Genomic DNA, 15,293 nt, shown 5'->3' on the forward strand with positions numbered 1-15,293 from the left:
CGGCCTCGGCGGAGGGCAGTGCGCGCAGCTCCTCGATCAGGGTCCCGATCGCACGTCCGAACTCGACCGGTCGTCCGGGGCCCTCGCCTCGCCAGAACGGCATCTTCCCGGGCTCGCCGGGCGCGGGCGACACCAGCACGCGGTCGTGGTCGATGGCTTCGATGCGCCACGACGAGGCGCCCAGCAGGAAGACCTCCCCCTCGCGCGACTCGAAGACCATCTCCTCGTCCAGCTCGCCCACCCGCACCGGCCGCTCGGCGCCGGCCAGGAAGACGCCATACAGGCCGCGGTCGGGGATGGTACCGCCGCTGGTGACCGCGATGGTGCGTGCGCCCCGGCGCGCCTCCAGGATGCCGTTGATCCGGTCCCACGTGATGCGGGGTCGGAGCTCGCGGAAGTCGTCGGAGGGGTAGCGGCCCGACAGCATGTCGAGCACACGCTCGAAGGCGGAGCGCGGCAGGTCCGCGTAGGGGGCCGCGCCGCGGATCAGGGCGTACACGTCGTCGGCCGGGATCGGCGCTTCGGACACGATGGCCACGATCTGCTGCGCCAGCACGTCCAGCGCGTTGCGCGGGTAGGTCGTGCGCTCCACCCAGCCGTCGCGGATGGCCCGCCCGACCGCCGCGCAGGCCAGCAGGTCCACCCGGAACTTGGGGAAGATCACGCCCTTGGAGACGGCCCCGACGTGGTGTCCGGCGCGGCCGAAGCGCTGGATGCCGGATGCGACGGAAGGCGGCGCCTCGATCTGGATCACGAGATCGATCGCGCCCATGTCGATGCCGAGCTCGAGCGAGCTGGTGGCGACCAGCGCCGGCAACAGACCGCGCTTGAGGCGGTCCTCGATGTCGGCCCGCTGATGCGGCGCCACCGAGCCGTGGTGGGCCAGCACGATCTCCTCGCCCGCCAGCTCGTTCAGGGCCGCCGAGAGCCGCTCGGCCAGCCGGCGGCTGTTGACGAAGATCAGGGTCGAGCGATGCGCGCGGATCAGCTCCAGCAGCCGCGGATGGATCTGCGGCCAGATGGAGGCGCGTTGCGGACCTGCCGACGCCGGTCCGGACGGGATCTCCTCCAGCGGCTCACCGAGCGTCGCCATGTCCTCGACCGGAACCTCGATCGTGACGTCGAACGTCTTGGGCTGGTTGGCGTCGACGATGTGGACCGGGCGCGAGACCGGAAGGGTGGCCTCGTCCGCGACGGCGTCCAGACCGCCCAGCAGCCGCGCGATCTCCTCCAGCGGGCGCTGCGTGGCGGAGAGCCCCACGCGCTGCAGCGGCGGAGCGCCCGCGCGCAGACGCTCCAGGCGCTCCAGCGACACGAAGAGGTGCGTGCCGCGTTTCGTGGCCGCCATGGCGTGGATCTCGTCGACGATCACCGTCTCCACCCCGCGCAGCGTCTCCCGCGCCTGCGACGTCAGCATCAGGTAGAGGGACTCGGGCGTGGTGATCAGGATCTCGGGCGGTGTGCGCACCAGCTCACGCCGCTCCCGTGCGGACGTGTCGCCCGTGCGCACACCCACCACCGGCATGCGGAACGGAAGCCCGGCGCGCTCGGCCTCGGCGCGGATGCCGGCCAGAGGCGCGCGCAGATTGCGCTCGACGTCGACGCCGAGCGCCTTGAGCGGCGAGATGTAGATGACCCGCGTGGACGAGGCGTCCGCGGGGGCCGGCCCGAACATCATGCGGTCGATCGCCACCAGGAAGGCCGCCAGCGTCTTCCCCGAGCCCGTGGGGGCCAGGAGCAGCGTGGAGGCGCCGGAGGCGATGCGGGGCCAGCCTTCCGCCTGGGCGCGCGTGGGGCCGGGAAAGGTGCGACGGAACCAGGCGCGGGTGGCGGCGGCGGCGAACTCGAGCGCGTCGGTGGGCGATGCGTTGCCCGGAAGCTCTGCCATCGACGAACGCTCGCCCTCGCGTCGGCGGGCGTAAAGGGCGTCGCCGACCGGGAGGACGTCACACCTTCTGTGCGGGGACCTCCTCCACCGCTCCGGTCCGGCCCATCAGCAGGCTCTGCACGAGCGAGCCCGAATAGAAGGCCAGCAGGTAGTAGCCGATCCCGGCGCCCAGCCACGCGCCGATCCCGATCGGCAGGATCCCCGAGATCGCGAGCAGCACCGGACCGCCCTGCCCGCCGAGCACGGTGCCGAGCACGGAGATGGCGCCGGCCAGCACGCCCAGGAGCAGTCCACCGGCAGCCAGCGGCGTGCCCTCCGACACATGGAAGACCGCCTGGAAGAGCGCGATCAGGATCGGGATCTGGATCAGCGCTCCGAGGAGGCCGGCTTTGTCCACCATGGAGATGCCCGCCTCCTGGTGGAGCGCCTTCAACGCGCGGTTGAGCTGGCCCGGCTCGTCCTTGAGCTCGCGGTTCAACTCCTTGATGCGCGGCTTGAGGGTGACGGCCACGCGCTGATGGGCGCGGGTCTTCCGTGCGAGCGGGAGCATGATGGGGATCAACAGGAGGCGGATCGCGAGCACCGTCACGAAGATCCCGAGCGCCAGCGAGCCGCCCAGCGCGTCCCCGGCCTGGTGGAGCAGGCGTTCCAGCGACGAGACGAAGGCGGACCACATGGAAGCTCCTCGGGCGGCGGGGGACGTCCGGGCGCGCCGCCGCGGACATTCCGGTGGGCTCCCCGGGGGGCGCAGCCGGGGCGGGGGATGGTTGCGTCGGAAGGACCGGCTTGGCAAGACGGGTGGGAGCGCGGGGGCGCGCGCATCGGCGGACCGACCGCATCCGGACTGGACATGCGCCTGCCGGGGTCGCAGTCTAGCCGTCGGCTCCTACGGAGACACCGGAATGCCACGCTCCCGCCCGCCCCCCGAGGCAGGACGTCCGCTTCCGGCCGGGTACGCCCCCCGCCCCCGCGTCGGCGTGTGGGTGGCGGTCACGGCGGCGTACCTGGCGGTGAGCGGGCTGGGACTGGTGGTCGCCGGCGCATTCCGCGCCGACGGCCTCGCGCTGTGGTATCCGCCGGCCGGGCTCGACCTGGCGCTCCTCCTGGTCTTCGGGCCGTGGTACCTGCCCGCGGTGGCGGTGGCCCATGTCCTGGCCGTCCAGGTGGCCGGAGGAGACTTCGGCGCAGGGGTGCTCGGCCTCTACGTGGGGCTCCACACCCTGCTGTTCGGCGCGGCCGCCCTCACCTTCCAGCACGTCCTCGGCTGCAATGCCCGTCTGCGCTCTCCGCGCGACGCCCTGGCCTTCGTCGGCGGGGCCGGCATCCTGCTGCCGCTCGCCGGAGCCGTCCTCAAGGCCTCCCTGCTGGGCGTCGCGGGCATCTCGGGGCCGGAGCGCACCTGGGCCGAAGGCGTGGTGACCTTCGCGATCGGGGACGCGACCGGGATCGCCATGGTGACGCCCCTGGTGCTGCTGGCGCTGCGCCCGATCCACTCGATCTGGTGGGACCGGGACCGATACCCTCCGGTCCCGGCGCGCCGGCTCAAGCCCCGTCGTCGGGTCGAGCTGGTCGCGGTCTGTGCGGTCACCTTCGCGCTGGCGCGCCTCGTCCTCCCCTTCCAGGGGCCGCCGACCTTCGGCCTGTTGATCGCGTTCCCGGTGGTCTGGGCGGCGCTCCGCCGCGGGGCGCTGGGCGCCGCGTGCTCCATCCTGGCACTGGACGTCCACGTCCTCCTGTCCGGCAGCGGGGCTTCGCTCGGCGCGGCGGACGTGTTCGCCCAGGAGGCGCAGCTGACCCTCGTCACCGTGAGCCTGGTGGCCATCCTGATCGGCGCCTTCGTGGATGGAGAACGCTCCGTCCGGTCCGTGCTGCGCCAGGCCGAGGAGCGCTTCGAGGGCGCGTTCCAGGCCACCCCGCTCCTGGCGTTCATCGCCGAGACCCGTAGCGCCGAGATCGTCGACGCCAATCACGCGTTCCTGCAGGCGACCGGGTACGGGCGGGAGGAGGTGGTCGGCCGGACCTCCCTCGCGCTCGATCTCTGGGAGGATCCGGCGGAGCGCCAACGCGTCGTGGCGGGGAACGCGCCGGGCGAGCCCGTGCGCGGCGCGGAGGTGCGCTGGCAGGACCGGGCCGGCCGACCCCTGCGCGTGCTCCTCTTCCGGGCCCTCTATCGCCGCGATGACGAGCAGCTCGCGCTCACCATGGCGCAGGACATCACGGAGCAGCGTCTGCTCGAGCAGAGCCTCCTGCACGCGGCGGATCGCGAACAGCGTCGCCTGGGCCGCGACCTGCACGACGACCTCGGCCAGATGCTCGTCGGGATCAGCTACCTTGCGGCGTCCCTGGAACGGTCGCTGCGCGAGGGCGAGCCGGGACGGGCCGCTGCCGCAGCCCGTATCCATACGCTCCTGGCGGCAGCCCTGGAACGGGCCCGGTGGATCGCCCACGGTCTCAACCCCATCCTGGAGGGGGACCGCGGGCTCCGCGAGGTCCTGGCGACGTACGTCGAAGACCTCTCGCGGCAGTTCGGTCTCGAGTGCTCGTTCCATGGGCCGGACGACGGTGCCGACATCCGGGATCCCGAGGCGATCGTGCAGGTCGTGCGGATCGTGCAGGAGGCGGTCTCCAACGCGGTGCGGCACGGCCGGGCGCGACGGATCGAGGTCGAGCTGGGGCGGACCCCGGAACGCGGTTGGGTGCTGCGGGTCCGCGACCACGGCCGGGGTCTGCCGGAGTCCGGCGTCGAGGGGCTGGGTACCAAGAACATGCTCTGGCGGGCCCGCACCCTGGGAGGCGACCTGCGCGTCGAGCCCGCGGCCCCGGAAGGCACGCAGGTGGTCCTCACGTTCCCCGAGAGGCCGCCGACCGGCGGGCCCGGTCCGGACGCCCCGGATTTGCGGTGACGCTTTCGCCAAAGCTAAACTGCGACAGCGAAGGGAGCGGGGGCTCAAACGCGGTGTGGAGGTGGGGCGGTGATCCGGATCCTGTTGGCGGACGACCACGCCCTGGTTCGTTCGGGCGTGCGGTCGCTCCTCGACCCTCTGGCGGGCCTCGAAGTCGTGGGAGAGGCGGCCAACGGCCGGGAAGCGCTGGAACTGGCGCGGGCCCTGCGGCCGGACGTCGTGGTGATGGACGTCAGCATGCCCGAGCTCAACGGGATCGACGCCGCCTCGGCGCTCAAGACCACGCTCCCGGGTCTGCGGGTCCTGCTGCTGTCGATGCATACGCGGGACGCCCTGGTGTCCCAGGCGCTGAACGCGGGCGTGGACGGGTACCTCCTCAAGGACTCCGTCCCCGCGGAGCTGGAGGTGGCGATCCGCGCCGTGGCGCGCGGCGACCGCTACCTCAGCCCGGCGCTCACCCGGGCCCTGATGCAGCGAGGAGGGGCCGCCGGTACCTCGGGTGGTGGGGGTGAGCTCACGCCGCGCCAGCGGGAGATCCTGCAGCTCGTCGCGGAAGGCAACTCCACGAAGGTCATTGCGCGCAAGCTGGGCCTGAAGCCCAAGACCGTGGAGAACCACCGCGCCCACCTCATGGACCGGCTGGGGATCCGCGATGTGCCCGGTCTGGTGCGCTACGCCATCTCCGTCGGGCTCATCCAGCCCGATTGAGGCCCCCATCCCCGCGCCCTGAGGGGCCGTCCCCCCCGCTTCTGGGGGTTCCTCCCCATGCAGCTCCGCTCCGGTTTCGTCGAACCTTGAGGGGTAGGGGTGCGCGGGTGCGTCGTCGAGTCATCCGGGCACAGGACGATCTCGGGAGGGCATCCGTGCTGGCAGACATCCTGGTCGTGGACCATCAGCCGGGCGCGCGGGCGGTGCTGCGCGCGATCCTGGAGACACGGGGGTTCCACGTGAGGGAAGCGACCGGCGGTGTGGAAGCCCTCTCCGAGATCGCTCGCCGTGCCTACACGTTGGTGATCACCGAGATGTGCATGCCGGAGCTGGACGGCATCGAGCTCCTGCTCCATGCCCGTACGCTCCGTCCCGAACAGAAGATCGTGACGATCTGCGGCAGCGAACAATTCCCGAGTGCCGTCCTGCTTCGCGACAGCGAGCTGCTCGGCGCTGCGGGCGTGCTTTCCCGACCCTTCGAGCCGGAAGCCCTGCTCGAGCTGGTCCACCAGGCGCTCGGCACCCCTCCTCCCGCTTCGACCCTTCCATGACGATGCACGGCATGACCCCCCTGGCCGACGTCACCCATGCCCACGACGGCTCCCGTCGCTCCGAGGTGCGAGCCTGGACGCGCACCGCTCCCATTGCCATCGCGTCCTCGCACACGGACCTGGTGGCGCAGGTCGCCGACGTGCTGGGTTCGGAGGGGTACCTCGAGCTGCGGATCTCGAACTCCCTCACCGAGCTCGCCGCGCTGCTGGCCCCGGGGCATGCCGAGCTCGTGGTCGTGGACCTGCGCGATCTGGTCGGACACGACGCCGATCTGTTGGAGCAAGCGCTCTTTCGCGCCGGTGGCGACGCCCCGTGCGTCGTGGGCTTGAATCCGGGCCCCCATCGCGGCTGGCCGGACTGGGTCTGTGATCCCGTACCGCTCCCGCTGGACGCGGCCTCCTTCACGCTCCGGGTGGAGAACCTCCTGCTCACACGCCAGCTCGAATCCATGCTGATGGCGGGCCGGCGGCTGGAGTCGGGCCGGCGGGCGGAGGCGTCCCGCGCCGAGCACCAGCTCCTGCGCTGTCTGGCGCGGGCCGGGGAGTTCCGCAACGATGTGAGCGGCGCGCACGCGGAGCGCGTCGGCGATCTGTCCGCGATGATCGCTCGTGCGCTGGACCTGGATCCGGGCTGGGCCGAATCGCTACGGCATGCGGCACCCCTCCACGACCTTGGCACGCTGGGGATCCCCGACCGTGTGCTCTTCAAGGCGGAGCCGCTCACCCCGGACGAGTTCGGCCTGATGCGCCTGCACACGAGCATCGGCGAGTCCATCCTGGCGGGGGCCGAGGGCCCGCTCGTCGATCTGGCCCGTTCGATCGCGCTCAACCACCACGAGCGCTGGGACGGGCGGGGCTATCCGCGAGGCCTGAGCGGCACCGAGATCCCGCTGGAGGCCCGCATCGCCGCGGTGGCGGACACGTTCGATGCGATCCTGCACACGCGCGATCCCGACGTGTCGCTCGCGGATGCGGCGGGGATGATCGCGGAGGAGAGCGAGGGCGCCTTCGACCCGGCGGTCGTGACCGCGCTCGATCGTGTGATCGCCGAGGGTCTGGCCGAGACGCTCTACCTGTACGTCTGATCGGCGACGAGTCGAGGCGGTCGGCTGGCGTCAGGAGGCCGCCTCGACGACGCTGTCCCCGATCGCGAACGCGGAGGTGGCTGCGGGAGACGGCGCGTTGAGCACGTGCACCACGCGTCCTTCACGGCGCAGGACGAAGTCGTCCACCAGCGCGCCGCCGGGGTCGAGCGCCATGGCCCGTACGCCGGCCGGCGCCTCTTCCAGGTGGTGCTCCTCGATGTCCGGGATCAGGCGCTGGAGCGCGCGCACGAACGCCGGCTTGGACCACGAGCGCCACATCTCCCCCAGGCCGGTGCGCCAGTGCCGGCCGAACAGCCGCCACACACCGGGCCAGGCCAGGGACTCCCCCAGGTCGCGGACATCGAGGTCCGTGCGCCGATAGCCCTCCCGCGCGAAGCTGAACACGGCATTGGGACCGCACTCCACGCTGCCGTCGACGCGACGCGTGAAGTGCACCCCCAGGAAGGGGAAGGCAGGGTCGGGTACCGGATAGATGAGGTTGCGGCACAGCGACCGTGCCTCGGGCCGCAGGACGAAGTACTCGCCCCGGAACGGGACGATGCGGACGCCGGGCTCCACGCCTGAAGCGGCCGCCAGACGGTCGCTGTGCAGGCCGGCGCACGCCACGCCGATCGTGCCGGCGACCTCGCCGGCGGGTCCGCTCGCCACCACCGCGGCGCCTCGGGTGATCAACGTCCGGACCTGGAAGCCCGTGTGGATCACCCCGCCGCGCTCGGCGATCCGCTCCGCCAGCCGCTTCGCCACCGCGCCGTAGTCGGCGATCCCGGCCTCGGGGACGTGCAGCCCCTCCAGCCCGGCCACGTGCGGCTCCAACTCCCGCAGCTCGGGACCCGAGACCGGCCGGCAAGCGACGCCGTTGGCCTGTCCGCGCTCGAGGAGGGTCGCCAGGCGCGGGCGTTCGTGGGCGTCCGTGGCGACGATGACCTTGCCGCAGACCTCCCAGGGGAGGCCCTCCTCGGCACAGAAGCGCTCCATCAGGGCCTTGCCTGCGCGGCAGTTGCGGGCGCGCAACGATCCGGGCCGGTAGTAGATGCCGCTGTGCAGGACCCCGGAGTTGTGGCCGGTCTGGTGGCGCGCGACGCCAGGCTCCTTCTCGAGCAGGGTCACCCGACCGTCGGGGTGGCGCCCCAGCCAGCGCCAGGCGGTGGCCAGCCCGACGATGCCGCCGCCGACGACCAGGAGGTGCGGAGAGGCCAGGAAAGGGCTCCATTCCGGGGGGATCGGGGCGCCGGGGACGGGCCCGACCGCCACGATACTGCCGCCCGGGTCGGCCGCAAGGCGCCCGACCCTCCGACGGTCCGGCCGGGACCGGATGGCGCCTCCGCGGGGGCCGGGCATGGAGCCTGCCCGACCCGCGGGCATCGGGATGGGGGCCTCCCCGCCCTCCCGGGGTCGGGCGCCTGTCCTATGGACCGGCCCCCGGCGACACCCATGCACGAACACGGGGCGATGCGAACTCCGGAAGGCACGATGACACCCACCGAGCTCGAAGCGCAGCTCCGCTGGCTCCACAAGGAGAGCTGGGGATGGGCGCTACAGTGCTGCGGTCGGGTGGAACCCGATGCCGAGGACGTGCTCCAGACCGCCTATCTGAAGGTCGTGTCGGGTAGCGCGCGCTTCGCGGGTCGCTCCGCGTTCAAGACCTGGCTGTTCGGCGTGATCCGCCGGACGGCGTTGGAGCACCACCGCCGCACGAAGTCGCTAGACAGGCGCGCCGAGCGCTTCGCTGCGGAGGAGGGCAGGATCGAGGCACCGGATCATCCGGAGCGTGACCTGTTGAGAGCGGAGGACGGACGCGCGCTGGCCGCCGCGCTGGAGCTCCTGTCGGAACGGCAACGCGAGGTGCTGCACCTGGTGTTCTACCAGGATCTCACGATCGCGGAAGCCGCAGAGGTGATGGAGGTCGGTCTGGGTTCGGCCCGGACGCACTACGAGCGGGGGAAGGCGCGTCTGCGCACCCTCCTCCAGGAGAATGAGGCACATGAGCGACCCGCTGCGGGACAGTGACCTGAGGGCACGCTTCCAGCGCCTGCGGAGCGAGGAGCGGGACGCCGCTCCCGACTTCGCGGCGATGATGGAGGACGTGCGGACCCGGACGACGGGCGGCGTGGGTCCCACGGCGCCGCGCCGGCACCGGATGCGGTGGTGGTGGGCGGGTGGGTCGCTGGTCGCGGCGGCCGCGGCGGCGGCGGTCCTCTGGGTGGGACCGGAGCTGCAGGCCGAGCGCGAGTTCGAGCGCACGGTGCGCGAGTACAGCCGCACGACCGCGGGGATGCGCCTGCCGACCGACGGTCTGCTGGACATGCCGGGTCTGGAGATCACACGCACGCTCCCCAACATCGGGAGCTTCGACTGGCCGGCCGCCCGCACCGGGGCCGGAGGAGATCGCTCGTGAGCGCGAGGACGAGGGGACACTTCCTGTGGACGATGGTGGCGGTCGCGGCGTTCGCCGTGCCGACGTCTGCGCACGCGCAGTCGCCCACCACCGAGGAGAACCCGCTGGCGGAGGTGCTCTTCGAGCCCGAGCTGGTCATGCGACACCGACGCGCCATCGACCTGACGGACGAGCAGCGTGACGCCATCAGTCGGATGATCCAGGACCTGCAGGGTCGGATCGTGGGGCTGCAGTGGGAGCTGCTCGACGAGATGCAGTCGCTCGAAGAGATCCTGGATCGCCCTCGCATCGACCAGGACCGCGCGCTCGATCAGATGGAGCGCGTGTTGGAGACGGAGTCGCGGATCAAGCGGACGCACGTGGAGCTGCTGATCCGGATCAAGAACGTGTTGCGGCCCGAGCAGCAGGAGACGCTGGCGCGGCTGCGTTCATCGGATGGGGGCGGCGGCGCCTGAGCGCGTCGGGCCGTCCCGAAGGGAGAGAACGAGCATGATGCGACACACCAGGACCTGGATGGCTCTGGCGTTCCTGAGCGGAGCGCTGGTGGCCTGTGACACGGGTACGGGCCCGGGCAGCCTGGCGGAGTTCGACGCCGAGGCCGCCCTGGAGGACTATCGGACGCTGGACCGGGTGTTGGGATCGGAGGGCTGGAAGGGGTTCCTGGCCATGGGCGGCGCCGTCTCGATGGAGACGTTCGGCCCCGCCGTCGAGATCGCGCTGTCGGCTCCGCGCGACCTGCGCGGTCTGCGGGACGGCCGCGGCGCCCGGGCGCTCGCCACCCGGCTCCTGGCCGCCGGTGCCCGGGAGCCGCACGCTGCCGCCGCGCCCGTGATCTCGCCGCAGAACCGCGGCACGACGTTCGTCTACGACGCGGCGTTGGATCGGTACGTCGCCGATCCGCAGCGCGCCGGCGCACCCGCCAACGGAGTGCGGTTCATCGTCTACCGCGAGCGCTCGGGTGGACGTCCCGATCCCGCGCAGGAGATCGGGCACGCCGACCTGATCGACGAAGGGGACGGGAGCAGCGTGGACATCGCCTTGCGCCTGGTGGTGGTCCAGGGCGACCGGACCGTGCTCGACTACCGCACCACCTTGGACGAGGATGGCGCCGACGGCAGCATCACCGTGAGCGGCTTCGTGCGGGACGACAACGACCGCCTCGACTTCGACATCGCGGCCCGAGGGTCGGAGCGGCCGGACCGCTCCGCGCTCGACGTCGAGTTCAGCATGGGCGTGGACAACCGCGACTTCGAGATCGTGGGCGCGGTGAGCGGCGCCGAGGAGGGGCGCTCGGAGAGCGGGGACATCGACGTCCAGGTCCGCCACGGGCGCGAATCGCTGCGGGTGGACCTCACCGGGACGGGGACCTCCATCTCCGGCACGGTCTACCTGAACGGAGACACGTTCGCCACCGTCAGCGGAGATCCCGACGCGCCCACCTTCACGTCCGGGGACGGCGACCCGCTGACGCAACCCGAGCTGCTGGTGCTCTACCGGGTCGTGGACGTGGTGGAGGACGTCTTCGACCTGTTCGAGGATCTGCTCGACCCGGTGGACGAGATCGTCCTCCTGGCGGTGATCCTCTGATCGTCGGGGCCGGGGGCCGGTAGGTGCCGGCCCCCGCCCCTGGCCCGAACCCTGCATTTGCACGGCAAGAACCCGAGAAGGAGCGTTTCGATGTCGACTCCCCCGGTCCGCCTGGCGGCGGCCCTGTGCGCCCTGGGCGCCTTCGTCCTGCCGGCCCATCTGGTCGGCCAGAGCTCCACCACGCGCGGCTTGAGCCTGGGCTTCGCGCTGGAGGGCGCCAGCCTCAGCGTCGAGGGTGGCGATCCGTCGGGCGGGGGAGGGGCGGGGCTTCGCGTCGGCTACGGGTTCAACCGCATCGTGACGGTGTTCTTCGGCGTGGACGGCAACGCCATCGACGTGCAGGACGAGGACGCCCCCAACGGGGACTGGAAGATGGCGCACGTGGATCTGGGCGCCCGCTTCCACTTCGCCAACACGCTGCGTAGCTGGGTGCCGTACCTGGAGGCGGCGCTGACCGCCCGCGCGGTGTCCTTGGCGGACGCCGTGGTGGGCAACCAGACGGTTGGGGACCTCAGCTTCAACGGCGGCGCCTTCACGGCCGGCGGCGGCATCGCCTTCTACTTCAGCGAAGCCGTCGCGCTGGACGTGGAGCTTCTCGTGAGCGCGGGCGAGTTCACGTCCATCTCCGTCGACGCCGGGACCCTCAACATCCCCGACATCGACGCCGCCTCGAGCCGTCTGCGGCTGGGACTGAACTGGTGGCCGTGACGCGTCCGTAGTGCTGCGGATGGCGGGCTCGTCGCGAGGCCCTAGCTTCGCGACATGCCGGGCTTCGTCCACTACATCCCCATCCTGACCACCGCGATCGCGATCCCGTTCGCGATCACGTTGTTCAGGCACTGGTCCGCGCGGGGCGGCCCGCACGTCCTGTGGTGGGCGTTCGGCGTGGCGCTTTACGGCGTGGGCACGTTCGTCGAGGCGTCCGTCACGCTCTTCGGCTGGTCCCCGGGGCTCTTCCGCGCCTGGTACATCGCCGGAGCGCTGCTCGGCGGCGCGCCGCTGGCGCAGGGCACCGTCTACCTGCTCTTCGGAAGGCGCTTCGCGCACACCACCGCGGTGCTGCTCCTTTGCGTCGTGGTGGTCGCCGGCACGTGCGTCCTGCTCACCCCGCTGGATCTTGCCCGGGTCGAGCCCCACCGCCTCACCGGCCAGGTCATGGAGTGGCAGTGGGTGCGCCGTTTCAGCCCCTTCATCAACATCTACGCGTTCCTCTTCCTGGTGGGAGGCGCCGTCCTGTCGGCCTGGCGGTACCGCGCGCGGCCGGAGACGCGCCACCGCTTCGTGGGGAACGTCCTGATCGCCGTGGGCGCGCTCCTTCCCGGCATCGGCGGCACCGCCACCCGGATGGGGCACACGGAGGCGCTGTACGTCGCGGAGCTGCTGGGGCTCATCCTCATCCAGGCGGGCTACCGCGCGGTCGTGCAGGGACCCACACACCGGGCGGTGACCCGAGGCGCCGAACCGGCCCGGGCCCAGGGGTGATCGGGCTCCAGGGCCCGGACGAGCCGAGCGGTCGCGCGGTGGAGCGACCGTGCAGGATGGAGGACGGGGGGCTGCCGGGCTCGAGACGGGTGGTCGAGCCGGCGAGGGCCGGCGCCGGGAGGCCGAACACGGGTGAGCCGCACGGCCCGCCGCGTCCGTTGGCTGGCTCCACGGCCCCACGCCCCGTATTCTACGTCGGTTTTCGATCCACCTCGTAGGACAGCACCGGTTTCATGACAGATCATTCCCCTCCTCCCGACCCGCAGCCGCGACGCGGCTTCCTGGCCGGGGTGGCCGCAATGGTGGCCGCTGGACTGGCCGGCCTCGCGGCGGTCGTTCCCGGTGCCGCCGTGTTCCTGGACCCGCTACGCCGGGGCCGGGACGACCCCGATCTCCTCTACGTGACCCGCGTGGCCGCCGTCCCCGACGACGGTGTGCCCAAGAAGTTCACGGTGACGGCGGACCGGGTCGACGCGTGGAACACCTACCGCAACACGCCCGTGGGCGCCGTCTACCTGCGGCGCGACGATCAGGGTCAGGTGATGGCGCTGAACGTCGTCTGTCCGCACGCGGGCTGCTTCGTCGGCGTGGCTGCGGACCGCACGCGGTTCGCCTGCCCGTGTCACAAGAGCAGCTTCGACCTCGACGGCACCATCAACGACCCCGCGAGCCCCAGCCCGCGGGACATGGACACGCTCGACGTCGAGATCCGGGCCGGTGAGGAGGTGTGGGTGCGCTTCCGCAATTTCCAGCCTGGGAAGAAGGAGAAGGTCCCCCTCGCATGAAGGCGTTGCTCGATTGGCTCGATCATCGGACGGGCTATCGCGGACTGCTGAAGGGTGCCCTCTACGAGCACATCCCGGGTGGAGCGCGCTGGCGCTACGTCTGGGGCAGCACCCTCACGTTCGCGATCGGAATCCAGTTCATCACCGGCGTGGTGCTCTGGACGGCGTACAGCCCCAACGCACAGGGTGCGTGGGAGAGCGTGTACTTCATCCAGAACCAGATGTGGGGTGGATGGATGCTGCGCGGCATCCACCACTACATGGCCCAGGCCACCACGGTGCTGCTGGTGCTGCACCTGATGCAGGTGGTCATCGACGGGGCCTACCGCGCCCCGCGTGAGGTCAACTTCTGGTTCGGTCTGGGGCTGCTGGGCATCATGCTCGGCCTGTCCCTGACCGGCTATCTGCTGCCCTGGGACCAGAAGGGGTATTGGGCCACCAAGGTCGCGACCAGCATCGCGTCCATCACCCCCGTGATCGGGCCCAGCCTGCAGCGCCTCATGGTGGGCGGGGCCGAATACGGCCATCACACGCTGACGCGCTTCTTCGCGCTGCACGCCGGTGTGCTGCCCGCGTCGCTCATCGGGCTCATCGCGGCGCACGTGTACCTGTTCCGCCGTCACGGTCTGACCGTCAAGCAGCCCGTGAAGCGTGCGGACGGCATGTTCTGGCCGGATCAGCTGCTGCGCGACGCGGTCGCGTGCCTGGCCGTGATGGTGGCCGTGCTGATCCTGGTGCTGCGGACGGGCGGTGCGGAGCTGGGGGCTCCGGCCGATCCCACCGAGCCGTACGCGGCGGCGCGCCCGGAGTGGTACTTCCTGTTCCTCTTCCAGTGGCTCAAGTACTTCCCGGCCGGGTGGGAGGTGCTGGGCGCGATCGTGGTCCCGGGACTCGTGGCGGGCCTGGTGGCCCTCATGCCGCTGATCGGTCGGTCCCTGAAGGGCCACCGCTTCAACCTCGCGGTGGTCAGCATGCTGCTGCTCGGGGTGGGCTTCCTCACCTGGCGCGCGGTCGCGGACGACTCGGCGGACATCGAGTTCGCCCGCGCCAAGGTCCAGGCGGACGAGAGCGCGCACCGGGTGCAGGAGCTCGCCGGGCCCCTGGGGATCCCCGCCACGGGGGCACTGACCCTGCTCCGCTCCGACCCGCTCACGCAGGGACCGCGGCTCTTTGCCGCCAACTGCGCGAGCTGCCATCGCTTCGATGGGCACGACGGGCTCGGTGTCGTGCCCGAGGACGAGCCGTCCGCGGCGGATCTGCACGGCTTCGGGAGCCGCGAATGGCTGAGCGGTCTGCTGGACGCCGATCGCATCGACAGCCCCGAGTACTTCGGGGGCACGGCCTTCGCCCGTTCGACGCGCATGGTGCGCTTCGTCAAGCGCGTGCTCCCGCAGTGGGACGCCGCGCAGAGGCAGAACCTCGACAAGGTGGTCAAGGCGCTGTCGGCGCAGGCCAATCTGCCGGCGCAGGCGGCGCAGGATGCAGCGGACGCGGCGGAGATCGCCGAAGGTCTCGAGCTGCTGAAGACCGAGGAGATGCGCTGCCTCACCTGCCACACCTTCGAGGGCCAGAGCTTCGACGAGCCCACCGGTCCCGACCTCACCGGGTGGGGTTCGGAGGCCTGGATCCTGGGCATGCTGCAGAACCCGGCGCACGAGCGCTTCTACGGGGACCGCAACGACGGCATGCCGGCCTTCGGCGACGACGAGATCCTCACGCAGGTGGAGATGGAGATGGTCGCCCAGTGGCTGCGCGGCGAGTGGTACCGCACAGAGGCGCCCGTGGCCGCCACGTCGCACGCGGTGGAGGACGAGTAGAGGCGCGCCGGCGCACGCTGGACGGGAAACGGGACGAGCCCGGGGGCCGATGGCCTCCGGGCTCGTGTCGT

The 15,293-nt window shown here is 71.6% G+C and carries 15 protein-coding genes; 12 read left to right on the forward strand and 3 right to left on the reverse strand.

Features of this window, described 5'->3' with window-relative positions:
- Window positions 1-1,888, reverse strand: a 1,888-nt coding sequence (locus R3E98_21430; GenBank protein ID MEZ4425972.1) for a DEAD/DEAH box helicase, incomplete at its 3' end; no start/stop codon positions are given.
- 58 nt (window positions 1,889-1,946) lie between these two features.
- A complete protein-coding gene (locus R3E98_21435) occupies window positions 1,947-2,564 on the reverse strand; it encodes a YidC/Oxa1 family membrane protein insertase (GenBank protein MEZ4425973.1) in 618 nt (205 codons plus the stop codon).
- A gap of 226 nt (window positions 2,565-2,790) precedes the next feature.
- Between R3E98_21435 and R3E98_21440 the strand changes: the two genes are divergently transcribed.
- The 4 genes from R3E98_21440 (at window position 2,791) to R3E98_21455 (ending at window position 7,135) form a co-directional block, all read left to right on the forward strand.
- Window positions 2,791-4,791, forward strand: a complete 2,001-nt coding sequence (locus R3E98_21440; GenBank protein ID MEZ4425974.1) for an MASE1 domain-containing protein — start codon at window positions 2,791-2,793, stop codon at window positions 4,789-4,791.
- Window positions 4,792-4,860: 69 nt separating this feature from the next.
- Complete coding sequence (locus R3E98_21445) at window positions 4,861-5,499, forward strand: response regulator transcription factor (GenBank protein ID MEZ4425975.1); 639 nt, start codon at window positions 4,861-4,863, stop codon at window positions 5,497-5,499.
- A 155-nt stretch (window positions 5,500-5,654) separates the two neighbouring features.
- The gene (locus R3E98_21450; GenBank protein ID MEZ4425976.1) at window positions 5,655-6,050 is read left to right on the forward strand and encodes a response regulator; all 396 of its coding nucleotides are present in this window, start codon (window positions 5,655-5,657) and stop codon (window positions 6,048-6,050) included.
- Complete coding sequence (locus R3E98_21455) at window positions 6,047-7,135, forward strand: HD domain-containing protein (protein ID MEZ4425977.1); 1,089 nt, start codon at window positions 6,047-6,049, stop codon at window positions 7,133-7,135. Before R3E98_21450 ends, R3E98_21455 begins: the two co-directional genes overlap by 4 nt.
- A gap of 30 nt (window positions 7,136-7,165) precedes the next feature.
- On the opposite strand, the gene lhgO is transcribed toward R3E98_21455, so the two are convergent.
- Window positions 7,166-8,407, reverse strand: a complete 1,242-nt coding sequence (gene lhgO, locus R3E98_21460) for an L-2-hydroxyglutarate oxidase (protein ID MEZ4425978.1) — start codon at window positions 8,405-8,407, stop codon at window positions 7,166-7,168.
- A gap of 219 nt (window positions 8,408-8,626) precedes the next feature.
- On the opposite strand from lhgO, the gene R3E98_21465 reads away from it, so the two are divergent.
- The 8 genes from R3E98_21465 (at window position 8,627) to R3E98_21500 (ending at window position 15,222) form a co-directional block, all read left to right on the forward strand.
- Window positions 8,627-9,163 (forward strand): RNA polymerase sigma factor, encoded by a 537-nt coding sequence (locus R3E98_21465; protein MEZ4425979.1) that lies wholly within the window; start codon window positions 8,627-8,629, stop codon window positions 9,161-9,163.
- Window positions 9,138-9,551 carry a hypothetical protein gene (locus R3E98_21470; protein ID MEZ4425980.1) on the forward strand — a complete coding sequence of 138 codons (414 nt, stop codon included), beginning with the start codon at window positions 9,138-9,140 and terminating at the stop codon, window positions 9,549-9,551. Before R3E98_21465 ends, R3E98_21470 begins: the two co-directional genes overlap by 26 nt.
- Window positions 9,548-10,006, forward strand: a complete 459-nt coding sequence (locus tag R3E98_21475) for a periplasmic heavy metal sensor (protein ID MEZ4425981.1) — start codon at window positions 9,548-9,550, stop codon at window positions 10,004-10,006. Before R3E98_21470 ends, R3E98_21475 begins: the two co-directional genes overlap by 4 nt.
- A gap of 34 nt (window positions 10,007-10,040) precedes the next feature.
- Window positions 10,041-11,138: a hypothetical protein gene (locus R3E98_21480; GenBank protein ID MEZ4425982.1), complete on the forward strand. Its 1,098-nt coding sequence runs from the start codon at window positions 10,041-10,043 to the stop codon at window positions 11,136-11,138.
- A 90-nt stretch (window positions 11,139-11,228) separates the two neighbouring features.
- The gene (locus R3E98_21485) at window positions 11,229-11,846 is read left to right on the forward strand and encodes an outer membrane beta-barrel protein (GenBank protein ID MEZ4425983.1); all 618 of its coding nucleotides are present in this window, start codon (window positions 11,229-11,231) and stop codon (window positions 11,844-11,846) included.
- A gap of 54 nt (window positions 11,847-11,900) precedes the next feature.
- The gene (locus R3E98_21490) at window positions 11,901-12,620 is read left to right on the forward strand and encodes a hypothetical protein (protein ID MEZ4425984.1); all 720 of its coding nucleotides are present in this window, start codon (window positions 11,901-11,903) and stop codon (window positions 12,618-12,620) included.
- 233 nt (window positions 12,621-12,853) lie between these two features.
- Window positions 12,854-13,405, forward strand: coding sequence for a Rieske (2Fe-2S) protein (locus R3E98_21495; protein ID MEZ4425985.1), 552 nt, complete (start codon window positions 12,854-12,856; stop codon window positions 13,403-13,405).
- Entirely contained in the window at window positions 13,402-15,222 is a 1,821-nt protein-coding gene (locus R3E98_21500) for a cytochrome b N-terminal domain-containing protein (GenBank protein MEZ4425986.1), read from the forward strand. Before R3E98_21495 ends, R3E98_21500 begins: the two co-directional genes overlap by 4 nt.
- Window positions 15,223-15,293: the final 71 nt, after the last annotated feature.

It is taken from the genome of Gemmatimonadota bacterium (assembly GCA_041390125.1).
Classification (GTDB): domain Bacteria; phylum Gemmatimonadota; class Gemmatimonadetes; order Longimicrobiales; family Gaopeijiaceae; genus JAGQIF01.